The organism is Streptomyces sp. cf386 (genome assembly GCF_900103585.1).
Lineage (GTDB): Bacteria > Actinomycetota > Actinomycetes > Streptomycetales > Streptomycetaceae > Streptomyces.
In genome coordinates, this window is record NZ_FNHV01000005.1 from 370,116 (window position 1) to 387,734 (window position 17,619).

A 17,619-nucleotide genomic window follows, 5' to 3' on the forward strand; every position below is an offset into this window, starting at 1 on the left:
CCCGTGTTGTTCCGCCGTTCCCTGCGCACGTCCGCCGCCGCGCTCGCCCTGCTCCTGCCGTTCGCGGCGGGCTGCGGAACCGAGGCCCAGGCGGAGGCCCCGTCCTCGGTGTCCGCGGTCACGCTGAGAGTCGGTGCCACCGGCTGGAAGGTCGAGGAGGCGGTGCTGAAGTACGCCGGCCTCGACGACACCCCCTACCAGGTGAAGTGGAGCCAGTTCCAGGGCGGCGACCAGCAGCTCCAGGCCATCCGGGCCGGGGCGCTGGACCTCGCCTCCTCCAGCGAGATCCCGCCGGTCTTCGCCGCCGCCGACGGGGACCCCGACTTCAAGGTGGTCGCCGTGCAGCGCGGATCCACCCTCAACCAGGAGGTCGTCGTCCCCAAGGGGTCGGAGGTGACCGACATCGCCGGGCTGAAGGGCAAGAAGGTCGGCTACGTCCAGAACACCACCGCCCACTACTTCCTCTACCGGCTGCTGAAGCAGGCGGGCCTGAAGTGGTCCGACATCGACGCCAAGCCGCTCCTGCCGAACGACGGTATCGCCGCGCTCAACGGCGGCGGCATCGACGCCTTCGCCTCCTACGGCACGTCGATCATCACGGCCCATCAGCAGGGCGCGACCACGGTCGGCTCGGGCAAGGACATCCTGTCCGGCAACTTCCTCTGGTCGGCGCGGGACAGCGTGCTGAAGAGCCCTGCGCCGAGGGCGGCCGTCGCCGATCTGATCGCGCGGATCACCAAGGCGTACGCCTATGTCCGCGACGGCCACCTCGACGGCTTCGCGAAGATCACCGCCGACGCCACCCACCAGCCCCTCGCCCAGGCCCGGAAGGATCTGCTCGACGCTCAGAACCAGCGCCCGACCCAGGCCCGGACGGTCGGCGACGACGCCATCGCCTCGCAGCAGAAGGTCGCCGACGCCTTCACCGAACTCGGCGCCCTGAAGCAGCACTTGGACGTGAAGTCCTTCTGGACCACCGACCTGAACGCCGACCTGAAGAAGGCCCTGTGACGAACGAGACGACCGAGAGGCCCGAGCCGACCGCGCGCATCGCCGAACTGGCGGTCGAGTACGACCGCTCGGCCGCCTTCCCCGCCGAGTCCCTGCGGATCGCGCACGAGGCGGGCCTGCTCACCGCGACGATCGGCGAGCGGTACGGCGGCCGGGGCGGCGGCGTCGAAGAGAGCGCCCGGATCCTGCACTCCCTGGGACGGCTCGACCCGTCCGTCGCGCTGATCACGGCGATGACGCTGAACACGCACGCCCGGCAGGCCGCTCAGCCGCACTGGCCGCAGGAGCTGTACGCGCGCGTGGTGAAGGAGTCGTTCGAGCTCCCGGTGCTGATCAACCACGCGCGCGTGGAGCCCGAGTTGGGTTCCCCCGCGCGGGGCGGGCTGCCCGCGACGCGGGCTCGGCGTACGGCCGACGGCTGGGCGGTCAGCGGCACCAAGCGGTTCGTGACGGGCGCCGAGGGGCTGGACTGGTTCCTGGTGTGGGCGCACACCGACGAGCCCGAGCCGCGTGTGGGCACCTTCCTGGTGCCCGGCGGCTCGCCCGGCATCGAGATCACGGGCCGCTGGGACCAGTTGGGGCTGCGGGCCAGCGGCAGCCATGACGTGACGTTCCATGAGGTGGAGGTCCCGTACGAGCACGTCATCGGGATCGGTCCGTACGGTCCCGCCGCCGAGCAGGACAACCGGGCGGGCGCGGCCCTCCATGTCCCTCTCGCCGCCCTCTACTTGGGCGTCGCCCGCGCCGCACAGGCGTACTTCCACACCTTCGCCAACACGCGCGTGCCCGCCAACCTGGGCCATCCGGTCGCCCGTACCGAACGCTTCCGGCGCACGGCCGGGGAGATCGAGGTACTCCTCGCCACGGCCGAGCAGCTGGTGTTCGGCGGGGCCGTGAAGCTCGACGCCGACGACCCCTCGTACACCCCCGAACAGGCCCTCGGCGCGCGCGTACTGGCCGACCGGCACGGATTGCGGGCCGTCGAGCTGGCCGTACGGCTGCTCGGCAATCCGGGGCTGGCTCGCGGCAATCCGCTGGAGCGCCACTTCCGCGACATCCAGTGCGCGCCGGTGCATGCGCCCCAGGAGGACGTCTCCCTGGTCGCGATCGGAACAAAGGCACTCGCTGCAGAGGCACTCGGAACGAAGGCACTCACCTCATGACGGCAGCACCCGAGACGACCGTGTCCGCGCGCTTCCTGGGCCTGCTGGCCCGGGACCTGCCGCCCGACCGGCTCACCACCGACCCGGCCGCCCTGTCGCCGTACGCCACCGACCGCTCCGGCACCCGACCGGGCGGCGAACCGCTGGCCGTCGTGCACGCGCGACGCACGGAGGACGTGACGGTCACGCTGCGGCACGCGCACGCCCTGGCCGTGCCGGTGGTGCCGCGCGGTGCGGGGACCGGTCTGTCCGGCGGGGCGACGGCGTCGGAGGGGTCCCTCGTCCTGGACCTGTCCGGCATGGACCGGATCCTGGAGCTGTCGGCGGACGATCAGCTCGCCGTCGTCGAACCCGGTGTGATCACGGCCGAGCTGGACCGGGCGGCGGGCGAGCAGGGGCTGCGGTACGCGCCCGACCCGGCGAGCGCCGCCCTGTCCACGATCGGCGGGAACATCGCGACCAACGCGGGCGGGCTGCGGTGCGCGAAGTACGGGGTGACCCGGGACAGCGTGCTGGGTCTGGAGGCGGTGCTCGCGGACGGGACGGTGCTCGGGACCGGTCGCCGTACCGTCAAGGGCGTCACCGGCTACGACCTCACCGCCCTGCTCACCGGCTCGGAGGGCACCCTCGCGGTGATCACCTCGGCGACCCTGCGGCTGCGTCCGGTGCCGGTGGCGACGGCCACGATCGCCGCGTACTTCCCCACGTTCGAGGCCGCCGCCGAGGCCTCGTACGCGATCGGCCGGGCCGGTGTCGTGCCCGCGCTGGCGGAGCTGGTGGACGGACCGGTGCTGGGCGCCATCGACCCGGCGCTGCGGGGGCGGGGAGCCGCGCTGCTGCTCGTGCAGTGCGACGGTGCGGGCGCGGCGGCCGAGGCCGCGGTGGTCGCGCGGTTGCTGACCCCGTTCGCCTCGACCGTCGAGACCACCGAAGATCCCGCCGAGGCGGACGCCCTGCTCGCCGCCCGCCGGCTCGCCCTGCCGGCGCTGGAGCGGCTGGGGCGCCCGCTGATCGAGGACATCGCCGTTCCACGGTCCCGCCTCGCGGAGGCGGTGCGGGAGATCCGCGCCATCTCCGTACGCCATGACGTGCCCGTCTACACCCTCGCCCACGCGGCGGACGGGAACCTGCACCCGATCATCATCGTGGACCCCGCCCTCGACCGGCTCCCCGACGCCGCCTGGGAGGCGGCGGGCGAGATCTTCGCGCTGGCCCTGCGGCTCGGCGGCACGCTCACCGGGGAGCACGGGGTGGGCCTGCTGAAGCGGCAGTGGGTGGCCGACGAGCTGGGGCCCGCTGCCCATGCCGTGCAGCGGCGGGTGAAGGAGGCGTTCGATCCGCGGGGGATCCTCAACCCCGGCAAGGCGCTGTGAGGGCGGATGCGTCCTGCGGCGCTACGGCCGCGCGAGCAGGGTCCGTACGCCCTCCGAGGTCAGCGTCAGGGGGTGCGGCGAGCCCGCGTCTATGGTGAGCGCCAGGTCCTCGGACGGCCACTGCGAGGCGAGTGCGCCCAGCGGTACCAGGCGGTAGCGGGAGATGAAGGGCAGCAGTGCGGCCATCGCGGGCTCGGAGGTGAACACCGGGACGGTCGGGTCGCCGCCCTGCTGTTCCATGACGGGCAGCGCCACGGTCTCGGGGTCGTCGGCGACCTCCGCGCCGGCGTCGTCGGGCACGGGGACGAGGACCTCGCTGCTCGCGAGTACGTCCATCGCCGCCCTGTCCTCCGTGTTCTCGGCCAGCGCGTCCAGCGCCCGGCGGGCGGGTGTGGCGTCGTAGTGGTTCGCGGGTGTGTGCATGGCGGATCCCCTGGTAGCGGCGGTCTTGCGGCCCTGCTCGCGTACCCGATCCGGACCGGAGCATTCCTCAGGGAATCAACGGAATGTGCTCCGACGGCAGCCCCAGGCGGTCACAGCCGACCCGGCGGGCGAGGGGCTCGGCCATGGCGGGGCCCACATGGGTCCAGTACGTGGCCGCGTCCCGGAAGTAGCGCTGCATCCGCTCCCCGTCGCGCGCGTGCCGGGAGCCTGCCGTGCGGAAGAGGGTGCCTTGGAGGACGTCCCAGGTCATACGGCCCGCGTTCAGGAACATGAGCGCGAGACGGTTGTCCTCGGCGATCGTGAAGGGGGCGGCACCGGTGGCGTTGCGGTGGCAGGTCTCCATCCACTCCTCGGCGGTGCGCTGCAGTGCCGCCTCGGCCGTGTGGATCACACCGAGGGCCTCGCCGAGGTGACGCTGGTAGTCGTGGAGTTCGGCGCGGGTGCGGTCGGGTTCGAGGATGAGCGGGCGCTCGGCGACGGCCCGGGCGTACTCGTCGGCGGCCGCGTGGGCGGTGCCGATCATGATGGCGGCCAGTTCGCCGTGGAAGAAGCTCGGCGCCCGGCCGGCGTACATCGGGTTGCCGTGCAGCTCGGAGCCGACGCTGCCGCCCTCGACGGGGAGGTCCAACAGGCTGGCCTCGCGGGTGAGGTACGCGGGGATGCGGGCGTGCTCCATGAGGACGCTGTTGGAGCCGGTGCCGCGCAGGCCGAGGACGCCGTGCCAGTCGTCGAGCACCGTCCACACCGAGCGCGGGGCGACGAACAGCACCGGCGGGCCCGGCGGGCCTCCGGGGCGGTCGGGGGCGCGCAGGGTCTGACCGACGTAGTGGGTGGAGTACGGGGCTCCGGAGGAGTACGGCCAGGTGCCGTCGAGGACGACATGGCCGTCGCCGTCGGGCTGTGCGACGCCGATGGGCGTGACCGTGGACGCTGCCCGGAAGTCGCCGTCGGTGCCGAAGATCTCGTCCTGCGCCCGCTCCTCGAAGAGCGTGGCGACCTGGAGGACGTGGGCGGCGGTGAGCGACAGGGCCCAGCCGGTGGAGGGGCAGCCGCGGGCGATTTCGGTGACCACCCGGTAGAAGGTGGGCAGGCCGAACTCGTAGCCGCCGTACCGGCGCGGCTGGAGCATCCGGTAGAAGCCGGCCCGCAGGAAGTCGTCGTGGGTGTCCTTGGGGTAGTGCGTCAGCCGTTCGGTCTCCGGCTGGCGTTCGAGCAGCACGGGCCGTAGGTGCACGGCGCGTTCGACGATGTCGCGTTCGGTCAGACCGGGCTCGGGAGCGGCGATCACGATGCCTCCTGACGTATGGGGCCGTCCGTTCGTGCCGTGTTGCGTGACGCGATACGAGTGATTGAACACGGCAACCGCCTCGGGGTACCGACGGGATATCGCCAAGTGGCGGGCGGCGGGGCGGCCCGGTGTCCAGGGCTCTCACGGCGCCGGACGCGGGCGAACGGTCGTAGCCTGAAAAGGACGGGACAGGCTCCCGCCCTGGTGGGCGCGGGAGGCGGTGTATGCGTTACGACGACCGCAGGGAGGCCGGGCGGCTGCTGGCCGAGAGGCTTCAGGAGCTGCGGGGTCGGGATGTCGTGGTGCTGGGGCTGCCGCGCGGCGGCGTGCCCGTGGCGGCCGAGGTGGCGCGTGGTCTCGGCGCCCCGCTGGACGTGCTGGTGGTGCGCAAGCTGGGCGTGCCCGAGCAGCCGGAGTGGGGCTTCGGGGCGATCGGTGAGCACGGGGTCCGTGTCCTCAACGAGGACGTGATCGACGCGGCCGGGCTGCGGGCCGGCGAGCGCGAGGCCGTGGAGGAGGCCGAGCGGGGCGAGCTGGAACGGCGTGTGCGCAGTTACCGGCGGGAGCGGACCGCGCTGCCGGTAGCCGGGCGCACGGCCGTCGTCGTGGACGACGGACTCGCCACCGGGGCCACGGCCGAGGCCGCCTGCCGGGTCGTACGAGGTCAGGGCGCGGCCCGGATCGTGCTCGCGGTGCCCGTCGGGGCGAGGCACAGCGTCGCCCGGCTGGAGCGGGTGGCGGACGACGTCGTCTGCCCGCACACGCTTCAGGTCCTCGGCTCGGTGGGCGCCTGGTACCGGGACTTCACCCAGGTCACGGACGCCGAGGTCACATCCCTGCTCGCGGCTGCCGCCCGCTCCCCCACCGCGCCCGCGGCCACCTCGCCGTCGGACCGCGAGGTGCTGGTCCCGGCCGCGGGCGCGCGGGTCGGTGCCCGCCTGGTCGTGCCCGACGGGGCGCCGGCGGCCGTGGCGTTCGCGCACGGCAGTGGCAGCAGTCGGCACAGCCCGCGCAATCAGTATGTCGCCACCGCCCTCAACCGCGCGGGGCTGGCCACGCTGCTGCTCGACCTCCTCACCGACGGCGAGGCGCAGGACCGGCACAACGTGTTCGACATCCTGCTGCTGGCCCGGCGCCTGCACGCCGCGTCGGTGTGGCTGCGCGGTGAAACCGGGCTGCCCGTCGCCTACTTCGGGGCCAGTACCGGAGCCGCCGCCGCACTGGAGGCCGCCGCGCTGTCCGGTTCCGACGTCCGCTCGGTCGTCTCCCGCGGCGGCCGTCCCGACCTGGCGACCCCGGCGGCGCTGACCCGCCTGCGGGCACCGACCCTGCTCATCGTCGGCAGCCGCGACGCCCAGGTGCTCAGCCTCAACCGTCTGGCTGCCGACCGGATGCACTGCGAGCACCGGATCGCGGTCGTCCCGGGCGCCACCCACCTCTTCGAGGAGCCCGGCACCCTGACCATCGTCGCCGAACTGGCCCGCGACTGGTTCACCGCCCACCTCGACCGGCCCGGCACGGGGGCGCCACGCCGTTCCGCGTAGGCCCGGGCGGCTGGTTCCCGACCGTCCGGAGGGCCTGGCTCCGCCAGATCCCGGGGTCGTGGAGATTGCGTGCAGGCCATCTGTTTAAATTCCGAACATCCGCACGGAGAGGGATCCCGCGTGAGTGAGCCGAACGGCCCTGTCTGCCCCGAGTGCGGCACGCCCCGGGCATCGGACGGCACCCCGGACTGCTCCTGCGGCCGACTCGCGTCCGACACCCGTCGCGAGTCGCGCACGGCGGAGGCGGCGGCCGCGGAGGACTTCGACCCGGTGCGGATCCGGCCGTTCGTGGACCTCGGTGGCGACGCCGATGCCGACCCGGACGATGTCGCGTGGGAACCAAGGGAGTTGACGACGTCGGACGACGCCCGGCCGACGTCCGGGGACCCCACGGAGGAGCCTTCCGACCGGGCGCCCCTGCGCGACGCGGATGCCCTGGAAGGTCCCCGGAGCAGGCGTCGCACCCTGCTGATCACCGCAGCGGGCGCCACCCTCGTCGTCCTGTTGACGGGCGCCTTCCTGGGCGGGTTGTTCTCCTATGACAGCCCGTCACGGGAGGGCGCCGCGTCCGACGACATACGGGCACCCGTCCCGGACGGTTCGTCCGCGGACGGCACCTCCCCCGAGGGGCAGTCCTCCGGCACGTCGTCCGCATCACCGTCCCGGAGTTCGACGCCCTCACCCGGCGCGACCCCGGCCGACAGCTCCCCCACACCGACCGACGCCTCCGCCACCCCGACAACGGCCCCCTCCGGCCCGGGAACCACCCCGAGCGTCACGGCCCCCGAACCGACCGATGCGGAAGGGCGTCCCCCGGTCCTCCGCTTCGGCGACCAGGGACCGGAGGTGGTCGAACTCCAGCTCCGGCTGCGCCAGATCGGCTTCTACGGCGGTGCCGCCGACGGTGACTACGACCGCGAGGTCGAGAGCGCGGTACGCACCTACCAGCTCGCCCGCGTCGTCCTCGCGGACGAGTCGGGCGTCTACGGCACGGCGACCCGGACATCGCTGGAGTCCGAGACGTCTCAGCCGTGACCAGGCCGTCTACGTCAGCAGCTCGGCGACCGTCGTCACCCGGATCAACGGCCGGTACAGGTCCAGCACCTGCAACGCCTTGACGTGCGAGTCGTCGTCCGCACCCGCGCAGGCATCGGCGACGACCAGCACCTCGACGCCCGCGTCCGCAGCCGCCAGGGCCGTCGACAGGACACAGCAGTCGGTGCTGACGCCGGCCAGGACCAGACGGCCCTCCGAGGTGGCGCGTCGGGCCAGTTCCGGGGTCCATTTGCCGAAGGTGGTGGCGTCCAGCACGTGCCTTTCGGGGGGAGCGAACTCGTCCGTCAGCTGCCAGAGTCGGGCGTCCGGAGGTTGCAGGGCGAAGGGCCACTGCTCGTAGTACGCCCGCCAGGCGCCCTCCGGTTTGTCGGGGGCCACGAAACGGGTGAACGTCACCCGGTCCCCGAAGGCCGGCAGCAGACGTCGTACGCCCGCCGCCGCTTCGGCGAATCGAGGGGCGGCCCAGGGGCTGTCGGGGTCGGCGAAGACGCGCTGCATGTCGATGACGGCGAGCAACCCGGCGGTCATGCTGTCGCCCCTTCGTCCACCGTCGGGCTCGGTGCCTGTGCCTCCTGTACGCGGATGCGTCCGCGGCGCAGGGCCAGTGTGCCGAGGAAGCCGAGGGCGAGGGCCGCGAGGACGCCGAGGTTGGCGTACGCCCAGGCTCCGGACCTGCCGCCGAGGCCGAGGGGGCCTAGCAGATAGCCCTGCCAGTCCAGCCAGTTCGCCGTCGAGTTGGTGACCAGGCCCCAGCCGAGGGCGGTGGCCGTGAGGGTCAGGAGCAGCGGGGTGAGCGGTACGTCGCCGTAGCGGCCGGTCGGGCGGTAGAGGTCGGGCTCGTCGTAGTCGCGGCGGCGCAGGGCCAGGTCGGCGAGCATGATGCCGCACCAGGCGGCGATGGGGACGCCGAGCGTGGTGAGGAAGCCCATGAAGGGGCCGAGGAAGTCGTCGGCGACGAACACGATGTAGATCGAGCCCGCGATCATCAGCAGGCCGTCGAACAGGGCCGCCACATAGCGCGGCACGCGCAGGCCCGCCGAGAGCAGGGCCAGGCCGGACGAGTAGATGTCGAGGACCGCGCCGCCGACCAGGCCGAGGACGGCGACGACGGCGAACGGGACCAGGAACCAGGTGGGCAGGATCGTGGTCAGCGCGCCGATCGGGTCGGCGGCGACGGCCGCGCCCAGCCCGCTGGAGGAGCCGGCCAGCAGAAGTCCGAAGACCAGCAGGAGCAGGGGTGCCAGCGACGCGCCGAAGGTGGTCCAGCCGATCACGCCCCGGCTCGACGCGGTGCGCGGCAGATAGCGGGAGTAGTCGGCGGCCGCGTTGACCCAGCCGAGGCCGAAGCCGGTCATCATGAAGACGAGCGCGCCGATGAACTCCTGGGCGGATCCCGCCGGCACGGCGCTGACGGCCGACCAGCGGACGTGGTCGGCGACGAGAACGACGTAGACGACGGTGAGCACGCCCGTGACCACGGTGATCACGGTCTGGAACCGCATGATCAGGTCGAAGCCCATGACGCCGACGACGACGGTCAGCGCGGCCACGACGACGAGGGCGACCACCTTGGTCTCGGTGCCGCCGCCCCAACCGAGGCGTCCGAAGACGGTCGCCGTGGCCATGGTGGCCAGGGCGCAGAGCACGGTCTCCCAGCCGACGGTGAGGACCCAGGAGATCACCGACGGCAGACGGTTGCCGCGCACGCCGTACGCGGCGCGGCCGAGCACCATCGTCGGCGCGGAGCCACGCTTTCCGGCCACGGCGACAAAACCGCACAGCAGGAACGAGAAGACGATGCCGACCACTCCGGCGGCCAGCGCCTGCCAGAAGGAGATCCCGAAGCCGAGCGCGAAGGCACCGTAACTGAGGCCCAGGATCGACACGTTGGCCCCGAACCAGGGCCAGAACAGGGTCCGTGGAGTGCCTTTGCGTTCGGCGTCGGCGATCACGTCGAGGCCGTGGGTCTCCACCTGGAGTCCTAGGCGCGGGGGCCTGCCGTCGAGTGGGTCCGGGGATGTGATCATTGCGGCATCGTCGCACCGCTCGCCCCGTCGGGGAACTCCTCGATCGCATCGAAGCCGTCGGGGCCGGTCGAGCTGGTTGCCATGCATCAGTCACTCGTCCGAGTGGGACTTGGTGTACCGGTTGCCGTCCGAGGGTGATGTTCATGTGGCAACAGCACCCAATCCACAGGAGTACGCATGCGTATTCGCACCGCACTTGCCGCCGCCGCTCTCGGAACTCTCGTCGTCCTCGGCGGCGCCACCGCCGCCCACGCGGATGTCGACGACCAGACCACCACCGGTGCCGCCTTCGGGAACGAGAGCTGGCAGGGGCCGTCGTTCGACAAGGGCCAGAGCGGCGCCGCCTTCGGGGACGAGGCCTGGGCAGGGCCCTCGTTCGGGGACCAGGCGGGCGGCGCCTCCGGCAGTGAAGCGACCCGGGACATGGGACAGGCGCAGGGCTTCGGTGACGCCGACAGCTCGTTCCAGCAGTAGGAGGGTCTAGGCCGATCGGCGGGACCGTCCGAACTCGGCGGCCGAGGACGCCTCGTATGCGCGTCGCGTACGAGGCGTCCTCGGCCGTGGCAGTCTCCCGGAACCGTCGACCCGGTCGGCGGCCGTGGTTCAGCCGAGCTTCTTCAGCAGTTCGACGGCGAGCGGGGCGGCGGAGGCGGGGTTCTGGCCGGTGACCAGGTTGCGCTCGATCACCACGTTCGGGACCCATGGCTCGCCCACCTGGACCTGCACGCCGGCCTCGGTGAGCCGGTCCTGCAGCAGCCACGCGGCCTTGTCGGCGAATCCGGCCTGGGTCTCCTCGGCGTTGGTGAACGCGGCCACCCGGGAGCCCGCGAAGGCGTTGGTGCCGTCGGCCCTGGTGGCGGCGAGCAGCGCGGCCGAGGCGTGGCAGACGACGCCGAGCGGCTTGCCGGACTCCAGGGCGAGCGTCAGCAGCCTGCCGGAGTCGGGGTCGGCGGCGAGGTCCTCCATCGGGCCGTGACCGCCGGGGTAGAACACGGCGGCGTAGTCGTCGAGGTCCACGTCCGTCAGCCGGAGCGGCAACCGCAGCTCGGAAATCGCGGCGAGTGCGGCGGCGGTCCGGTCGGCGTTCTCCTGACCACCGTTGAACTCGGCCGCGAGGCTGCCCTGGTCGACGGGCGGCACGACCCCGCCCGGCGTGGCCACGACGACCTCGTGACCGGCGGCCTTGAAGGCCTCGTACGGGGCGACGGCCTCCTCGGCCCAGAAGCCGGTGGGGTGCTTGGTGCCGTCGGCGAGCGTCCAGTGGTCGCTTCCGGTCAGCACGAAAAGGATCTTCGACATGGAGTGCCTTTCGAGGGGTGGGTCTCCACCGTAGGCGTGTCCCGCCACAGGGATCCAACGGGCCTGTTCCAGCCGACCTCCGAATGGCCCGCGACCGACAACTCCCCGCAGGTCAGCCGCCGTTCGGCCGCAGCGCGTGCGTACGCAGCGCCAAGAGCGCCTCGAACCGGAACCGCGGGTCCCCGAGCCGGTCGCCGAACAGCGCCTCCAGCTGGCGCAGTCGCTTGCGCGCCGTCTGCGGATGGATGCCCAGCGCCTGCGCCACCTCGGGCGCCGTACGCCCCCAGGACATCAGCAGCGCGTCCAGGGTCTCGGCGAGCCGGGCGGCCCTTCCCCCGGGCAGGTCCGCGAAGACGCCCAGCACCCGGCGGCCGAGCAACTGCCCGATGGGGGCGCCCCGGACCAGGTGCAGTTCCGCGAGATCGTCGTCGACGCGCAGGAAGGCCTCGTCGTCCGGTTCCGTCGGGAGTTCGTCACGACGGTCGAGGGCGAGGCGGGCGCACTGCAGGGACAGCCACGCCTCGTGCACGGGTACGGCCGGGCCCACGGCGGCGACACGGCCCCGGGCGGCGCCCCGCACCCGTTCGATCAGCCCGCCCGTCTCCGGCTCGGGCACGATCAGGACGAGGTCGCTCCCCCGGTTGACGGAGAGCAGTTCACCGTCCGCGCCGGGCACGGAGAAGCGCCCGGCCGACCGCACCACCACACACGCGACGGCATCCGGCAGCGCCCAGCGGGCACGTTCGGCCAACGGTCCCAGCGGGGCGCGCTCCTGCCCTCTCGCCTGCTCCAACAGCTGCTCCACCAGGGTCCGGCGGGCTCGCTTCACCTCGCCCTCCGAGCGCAGCTGCGCCGCGAGGAAGCCTTTCACCGCCTCGTTGGACAGGGCGTTGATGTGGATCAGCACGGCTTCGTGCAGCGTCAGGACCGTCTCGGGCGGCAGCGCGGCCTCCTGCACGAACTCGGCGTACCGCCTGCTGCCGACGCGCGCTCCGACCCGGAAGGCTGCATGGAGGCCGTCCGTCGTACGGCCGTTGAGGAACTCGATGCGGCCCAGGTGCCGGAAGTGCCGGATGTGATGGTCCTGCGCGCTGTCGGGGTGCTCGATCAGCTCCGCGAACTGCCGTACGGCCCGGCGGACCGCCTCCGTCAGGTCGCGGCCGACGGCGGAGTCGAGCGGGCGGCGGTAGGGGGACACCTCGTCACGGATCGCCTTGATCATGTCGGTGACGATGCTCTCGGTCCGGGAGCGGATCAGCTCGGCCAGCACCGGGGGCAGCTCGTGCCAGGGCTGACGCGTGAACGTGTCGGCCTGTGACGCCATCGCGGTGACTCCCCCTTTCGGAAAGGTGTCACGCCCATGACACCTTTGCCTGCTCCGCCACGGTTCCGCTGGTACGGCTCCCTCCGGCGACGCGAGTGTTGACCCGACGTTACGCGTCAGTAGCTTCCGTGTCTCTCCCTTGTGACAAGGCCGCACGGATCCACTGCCGCACCCCACGACCAGGCAGAGGAGACACCCTCATGCGCACCCGCAGACTCCGCCGCCGTCGCCTGCTGACATCATCCTTGGCCGGGCTCACCGCAGCCGTCTGTATCGGCATGGTCGGCGTCGACCGATCCCAGGCGACACCGGACACGGACGACGCCGCCCCGGTGGCGGCACAGGATCCCGTCGGCCCGCCCCAGGACGACTTCCCGTCGGCCCTCGCCTACTCCCTCGCCCGCCCCGCGGCAGTACCGACCGGCGCCAACGACTTCACCTGCCGCCCCGGCACCGCACATCCGCGTCCCGTCGTGCTCGTGCACGGCACCATGGAGAACCGCTACGACAATTGGGCGGGACTGGCCCCGAAGCTGAAGGAGGCCGGGTACTGCGTCTTCGCCCTCAACTACGGCGGCGGTTCCGGCGCCGTGCTGGGCACGGGCGACATGAAGGACTCGGCCGGGCAGCTGGCGGACTTCGTCCACCGCGTCCGGGCCGCGACCGGCGCCGCGAAGGTCGACCTGGTGGGGCACTCGCAGGCCGGCGTGGTGGCGCGCTACTACATCGAGCGTCTCGGCGGCGCGGCCGAGGTCGACAAGCTCGCCTCGCTCAGCCCGCCCAACCACGGCACCACGTTCTCGGGCCTCGGCCTGCTCGCCGCCACGATCCCGGGCGGCACCGCACTCCTCGGAACGGCCTGCAAGGCGTGCAGCCAGCAGCTCATCGGCTCGAAGTTCCTCGCCGACCTGAACGCGGGCGGCGAGACCCACCCGGACATCACCTACACGGTGATCGCCACGCGGTACGACGAGGTCGTCACCCCGTACACCTCGGCCTATCTCGACGCCGCCCCGAACGTCACCAACGTCAAGCTCCAGGACCTCTGCCCGGCCGAGGTCACCGAACACGCCGGCATCAGCTACAACGACGTCGCCACGCGGCTCGTGCTCAACGCCCTGGATCCGGCTCACGCACAGCGCCCCACCTGCTGACACCGCGCGCCCCGTGGCTCCAGCCACGGGGCGCGTTCAGTACTTCTCCGCGCCCGCCACGATCGCCTCGCGGATGCGGTGGTACGTCCCGCAGCGGCAGACGTTGCGGATCTCGTCCAGGTCGGCCTCGCCGATCTCGCGGCCCTCCTCGCGGGCCTGGCGGACCTTGGCCACGGCGGTCATGATCTGGCCGGGCTGGCAGTACCCGCACTGGGCGACGTCGTACTCCAGCCAGGCCTCCTGCATCGGGTGGAGTTCCCTGCCGACCGTGGCGGGCAGGCCCTCGATGGTGGTGACCTCGTCGGTGGGGCGCAGGTCCTTGACCGGGACCGAACAGGGGTTGAACGCCTTGCCGTTGATGTGGCTCGTACAGGCCTGGCACACACCGAGCCCACAGCCGTACTTCGGTCCGGTGACGCCCAGGACGTCCCGCAGCACCCACAGCAGCCGTACGTCGTCCTCGATGTCCACGGTCACGGACTCGCCGTTGAGGATGAAAGTGTGTTCGGGCACGGTGGCTCCTAGAAGGCGCGGCTCAGGCCGTCGGTCGGGGACGCGGGGATCGGCGGTGTGGTGGGCAGCGGCTCGAAGCCGAGCGGTTCGCCGTGGTTGAGGGGGAACGTCGTCGGCATCGTGCCGGTCGCGCGTCCGTAGGCGCACGCAACGGCCGCCATCGCGCCCGCGACGGCCAACTCGCCCGCGCCGCCCGGAGTTTCGGCGGTCGGCGGCATGACGACGATCTCCAGCTCCGGTGGGGTGTTCCACTGGCGGGTGTAGAAGTAGTTGTCCCAACTGCCTTCCAGGAAACGCCCGTCCGCGAGGTGCAGCCCGGAACTCAGGGTGATCGCGATGCCGTCCATGATGCCGCCCATCATCTGGGCCTGAAGGCCACGGGGGTTCACCGCCAGGCCCACGTCCACCGCGCAGACGATCTTGGTCACGCGCGGGCCCGTGTACGCGTCGGGGATCTCGCGCCCGGTGGTCTCCGGACGGCAGTCGATCTCGGCGAGGATCGCGACATACGCGTGGTACTCGGGGTGCAGCGCGATGCCCTGCGCCGTCCCCGCCGGCATCGCGCGGCCCCACTCCCCCACCTCGGCGACCTTGTCGAGGACGGCCCGCGCCCGCTCGTCCTTCAGGAAGGCGCGGCGGAACCGGTAGGGGTCCTTGCCCATGCGCCTGGCCAGCTCGTCCACCACCAGCTCCTGCGCGCATCGCACATTGGGCGAGTAGATGTTGCGCATGGAGCCGGTGTTGAACCTCTTGTCGGTCTCGCTGAGGAGTTGGGTGACGACGCCGAAGTGGTAGGGGGTCTGCTGGGTGAGCGTGAAGATCGTCTCGGAGAAGGTGAGGTCGCCGACGGGCAGTCGGGCGGCCTCGGCGGTGATGATCTCGCCGACACCGTGGCCGAAGTCGGTGGCCACGGAGGTGTGGCGCTGGTCGTAGGTGAGCACCTGGCCGAGCGCGTAGGTGGCGCGCACCCGTGAGGTGGACATGGGGTGCGTACGGCCCTGGCGGAAGTCGTCGGTGCGGTGCCACATCAGCTTGACCGGTTTGCCCACCGCCCGCGAGATCTCGGCGGCCTCGGCGGCGGCGTCGTAGAAGAGCTTGCGGCCGAACGAGCCGCCGCCCTCCGTCACATGGACCTTGACCGCGCTCACCGGGAGGCCGAGCCTGAGGGCGATGTCCTGCTGGGCGACGATCGGTGTCTTCAGGCTGGCCCAGATCTCGGCCGAGTCCTCGCGTACGTCGGCGACGGCGCAGTTGGTCTCCAGGGCGCTGTTGCTGGCGAAGTGGAAGGTGAAGCGGGCGTCGACCGACTTGGTCAGCAGGTCGAGGCCGGGCAGCGGGAGTTCGGCCTTGCGGAGTTCGGCGCGGATGTCGTCGTCGGAGGCGTCCTGCGCGGTGCCCGGCCCCCAGGTGACCTTCAGGGCGCGTACCGCGTCGATGCACTGCCCGAAGGTACGGCCGCGCACGGCGACCCCGGTCGAGATGCGGACGACGTCGGTGATGCCGGGCATGGCCCGTACCTCGGCCAGGTTCTCCACGGAGCGGACGGTGCCGTTGATCGTCGGCGGCCGGCACACCATCGTCGGCAGCGCGCCCGGCACCCGCACGTCCATGGCGAACTCCTTGCGGCCGGTGACCGCCTCCAGCGCGTCGACGCGCCGCCGCCCGGTGCCGATGACCTTGAACTCGCCGCGTTCCTTCAGGGTCACGGAGACCTGGCCGGTGGCCACCGAGGCGGCCTTCTCGGCGAGTTCGCCGTAGCCGAGGCTCTTCCCGGTCACGGTCGAGAGGATGACCCCCGCCTTCGTGGTCAGGGTGTCGGCGGCCTCCCTCAGTTCGAGCGCGGCGGCCCACAGCAGGCGGCCACGGGCCACGGCGGCGGCGACGCGAATCGGGGTGTAGGTGGAGATGGTGGTGTTCGAACCGCCGGTGACCTGGTTGAACAGCAGCTCGGGCCGGGCATCGGCGAGGCTGACGTGGATCTTCTCCAGCGGCAGGTCCAGTTCCTCGGCGATCAGCATGGCGCTGGAGGTGGTGATGCCCTGACCGACCTCGGCCCGCGGCAGGGCGAAGGAGGCCGTGCCGTCGGTGTCGATCCGGATGGTGATCAGGTTCGCCGTGGGCAGCGTTGCGTGGGTGAGCATGTCATTGAGGTCGTAGATCTCGGCCGGGCCCGGCACCGAGGGGACCGCCGCTGCCGCCTCGGTGGGCGCGAGGACCGTCTCACCGAGCGGGGCGGCGACGGTCAGCGTCGAGGCTGCCACCACGTAGCCCAGAAATCTGCGCCGGCCGATGCCGTCGGGGTCGGCGGCGGGCACGGTGTCCGGCCGCTCCGAACCGTGGTGTGCTCCCATCGACTGACCTCCCGGCGACGTGGCGTGCGGCCGTGCCCGGCGGCTCCTGACTCTGCACGGCACGCACCCGTTCGGGAAGATCCTTGCGGCCTTCGACACACAACACCCACAACGCACCCCACCTGTGCCGCACCAGCCGCGCCTACCGGGTGCTACGCCCTCAGAACGCGCCCTTGCGGAACTCCGTGGCCGAATCGGCCGATGTGGTGGTGACGTTGTAGCGGTCGCCGCCCGCGTCCCGCCCGCCCTGGTTGTGGTTGTACTGGAACTTGAAGACGTAGGTTCCGGGGTCCAGGGTGTTTCCCGACTTCAGCGTCACCACGTAGTCCAGTTCGCCGCTGCTCGCCGCCGCGGAGACCGACACCTTGTCCCCGACGGAGCTCCAGGTCCCGGTGTTGGTGACCCCGCCGGTCTGGATGATCTTGACGACCACCTTGAGCGAGGTGAGGGGCTTGGTGGACTTGACGGTGACGGTGCTCTGGTCCCAGTAGTCGTTGGTGTCGGAGCCCACGCTGCCGTCCGACCACAGGTAGCCGGTCGTCGTGGCCGACTGGGCACTGCGGTCCGTCGAGGAGGAGTCCTGGTCCTCCTGACTGCCTCCGCCCGAGGTGCCCGCCGAGCCGGACGTCGCAGTGGACTCCGGCGCCGCCGCGGCCCCGCCCCCACCGGTGCCGCCCTGCACCGGCACGTAGACGACCTCGGGGTTCTTCTTGCCGCTGTCCTCCTCCTTCGGGGACGGGACGACCGTCGGCTTCTCGACGTCCTCGCCGGAGGCGCTCGCCTCGGGGACCTTCTTGTCGGCCGCCGTCGTCACCTTGTCGGAGTCGCCGGAACTCCAGTCGATGGCGGAGACCACCGAGGCGGACCCGGCGATCACCAGGACCACGGCCGCCGAACCTCCCACGGCGTTCCAGACCCGGCGCCCGGGCAGGAAGCCGCGCAGGGGCGTGCGTGCCTTGCGGGCGAACAGTTCGGCGAACTCGCCGTCCGAGCGGTCGGATCGAACGGATCGATCGGGTCGAACGGGGGGCTGCGGCATGAGAGGGATCCTTAGGCAGAGGGACTTGTGGAG

16 protein-coding genes are annotated in these 17,619 nt (G+C 72.0%); 7 read left to right on the plus strand and 9 right to left on the minus strand.

Annotated elements, in window-relative coordinates:
- Positions 1-3: 3 nt before the first annotated feature.
- The 3 genes from BLU79_RS15630 to BLU79_RS15640 are packed head-to-tail and all read left to right on the plus strand — an operon-like array spanning position 4 to position 3,547.
- The gene (locus BLU79_RS15630; RefSeq protein WP_093906345.1) at positions 4-1,011 is read left to right on the plus strand and encodes an ABC transporter substrate-binding protein; all 1,008 of its coding nucleotides are present in this window, start codon (positions 4-6) and stop codon (positions 1,009-1,011) included.
- Complete coding sequence (locus BLU79_RS15635; RefSeq protein WP_093906346.1) at positions 1,008-2,174, plus strand: acyl-CoA dehydrogenase family protein; 1,167 nt, start codon at positions 1,008-1,010, stop codon at positions 2,172-2,174. The genes BLU79_RS15630 and BLU79_RS15635 overlap by 4 nt, the downstream gene beginning before the upstream one ends.
- Positions 2,171-3,547, plus strand: a complete 1,377-nt coding sequence (locus tag BLU79_RS15640; protein ID WP_093906347.1) for an FAD-binding oxidoreductase — start codon at positions 2,171-2,173, stop codon at positions 3,545-3,547. Before BLU79_RS15635 ends, BLU79_RS15640 begins: the two co-directional genes overlap by 4 nt.
- A gap of 21 nt (positions 3,548-3,568) precedes the next feature.
- Here the strand turns inward: BLU79_RS15640 and BLU79_RS15645 are convergent, their stop codons facing one another.
- Both BLU79_RS15645 and BLU79_RS15650 read right to left on the minus strand, forming a co-directional pair.
- On the minus strand, positions 3,569-3,970 hold the full coding sequence (locus tag BLU79_RS15645) for an SseB family protein (RefSeq protein WP_093906348.1): 402 nt from the start codon (positions 3,968-3,970) through the stop codon (positions 3,569-3,571).
- 67 nt (positions 3,971-4,037) lie between these two features.
- Positions 4,038-5,279, minus strand: a complete 1,242-nt coding sequence (locus BLU79_RS15650; RefSeq protein ID WP_093906349.1) for an acyl-CoA dehydrogenase family protein — start codon at positions 5,277-5,279, stop codon at positions 4,038-4,040.
- A 224-nt stretch (positions 5,280-5,503) separates the two neighbouring features.
- Between BLU79_RS15650 and BLU79_RS15655 the strand changes: the two genes are divergently transcribed.
- Entirely contained in the window at positions 5,504-6,823 is a 1,320-nt protein-coding gene (locus tag BLU79_RS15655; RefSeq protein ID WP_093906350.1) for a phosphoribosyltransferase family protein, read from the plus strand.
- Positions 6,824-6,943: 120 nt separating this feature from the next.
- Positions 6,944-7,858 (plus strand): peptidoglycan-binding domain-containing protein, encoded by a 915-nt coding sequence (locus BLU79_RS15660; protein ID WP_093906351.1) that lies wholly within the window; start codon positions 6,944-6,946, stop codon positions 7,856-7,858.
- Between the two features lie 9 nt (positions 7,859-7,867).
- Here BLU79_RS15660 and BLU79_RS15665 read toward each other — a convergent pair whose 3' ends face one another.
- On the minus strand, positions 7,868-8,407 hold the full coding sequence (locus BLU79_RS15665) for a cysteine hydrolase family protein (RefSeq protein ID WP_093906352.1): 540 nt from the start codon (positions 8,405-8,407) through the stop codon (positions 7,868-7,870).
- A complete protein-coding gene (locus BLU79_RS15670; protein WP_093906353.1) occupies positions 8,404-9,906 on the minus strand; it encodes a purine-cytosine permease family protein in 1,503 nt (500 codons plus the stop codon). The genes BLU79_RS15665 and BLU79_RS15670 overlap by 4 nt, the downstream gene beginning before the upstream one ends.
- A gap of 177 nt (positions 9,907-10,083) precedes the next feature.
- Between BLU79_RS15670 and BLU79_RS15675 the strand changes: the two genes are divergently transcribed.
- Complete coding sequence (locus tag BLU79_RS15675; RefSeq protein ID WP_093906354.1) at positions 10,084-10,380, plus strand: hypothetical protein; 297 nt, start codon at positions 10,084-10,086, stop codon at positions 10,378-10,380.
- A gap of 129 nt (positions 10,381-10,509) precedes the next feature.
- Here the strand turns inward: BLU79_RS15675 and BLU79_RS15680 are convergent, their stop codons facing one another.
- Complete coding sequence (locus BLU79_RS15680) at positions 10,510-11,205, minus strand: type 1 glutamine amidotransferase domain-containing protein (protein WP_093906355.1); 696 nt, start codon at positions 11,203-11,205, stop codon at positions 10,510-10,512.
- Positions 11,206-11,317: 112 nt separating this feature from the next.
- Positions 11,318-12,529 (minus strand): PucR-like N-terminal domain-containing protein, encoded by a 1,212-nt coding sequence (locus BLU79_RS15685; RefSeq protein WP_093906356.1) that lies wholly within the window; start codon positions 12,527-12,529, stop codon positions 11,318-11,320.
- 200 nt (positions 12,530-12,729) lie between these two features.
- On the opposite strand from BLU79_RS15685, the gene BLU79_RS15690 reads away from it, so the two are divergent.
- Positions 12,730-13,683, plus strand: coding sequence for an esterase/lipase family protein (locus tag BLU79_RS15690; RefSeq protein WP_093906357.1), 954 nt, complete (start codon positions 12,730-12,732; stop codon positions 13,681-13,683).
- A gap of 36 nt (positions 13,684-13,719) precedes the next feature.
- Here BLU79_RS15690 and BLU79_RS15695 read toward each other — a convergent pair whose 3' ends face one another.
- The 3 genes from BLU79_RS15695 to BLU79_RS15705 form a co-directional block, all read right to left on the minus strand.
- A complete protein-coding gene (locus BLU79_RS15695) occupies positions 13,720-14,196 on the minus strand; it encodes a (2Fe-2S)-binding protein (RefSeq protein WP_093906358.1) in 477 nt (158 codons plus the stop codon).
- 8 nt (positions 14,197-14,204) lie between these two features.
- A complete protein-coding gene (locus BLU79_RS15700) occupies positions 14,205-16,547 on the minus strand; it encodes a molybdopterin cofactor-binding domain-containing protein (RefSeq protein WP_093906359.1) in 2,343 nt (780 codons plus the stop codon).
- 160 nt (positions 16,548-16,707) lie between these two features.
- Positions 16,708-17,586 (minus strand): hypothetical protein, encoded by an 879-nt coding sequence (locus tag BLU79_RS15705; RefSeq protein ID WP_093906360.1) that lies wholly within the window; start codon positions 17,584-17,586, stop codon positions 16,708-16,710.
- Positions 17,587-17,619 lie beyond the last annotated feature (33 nt).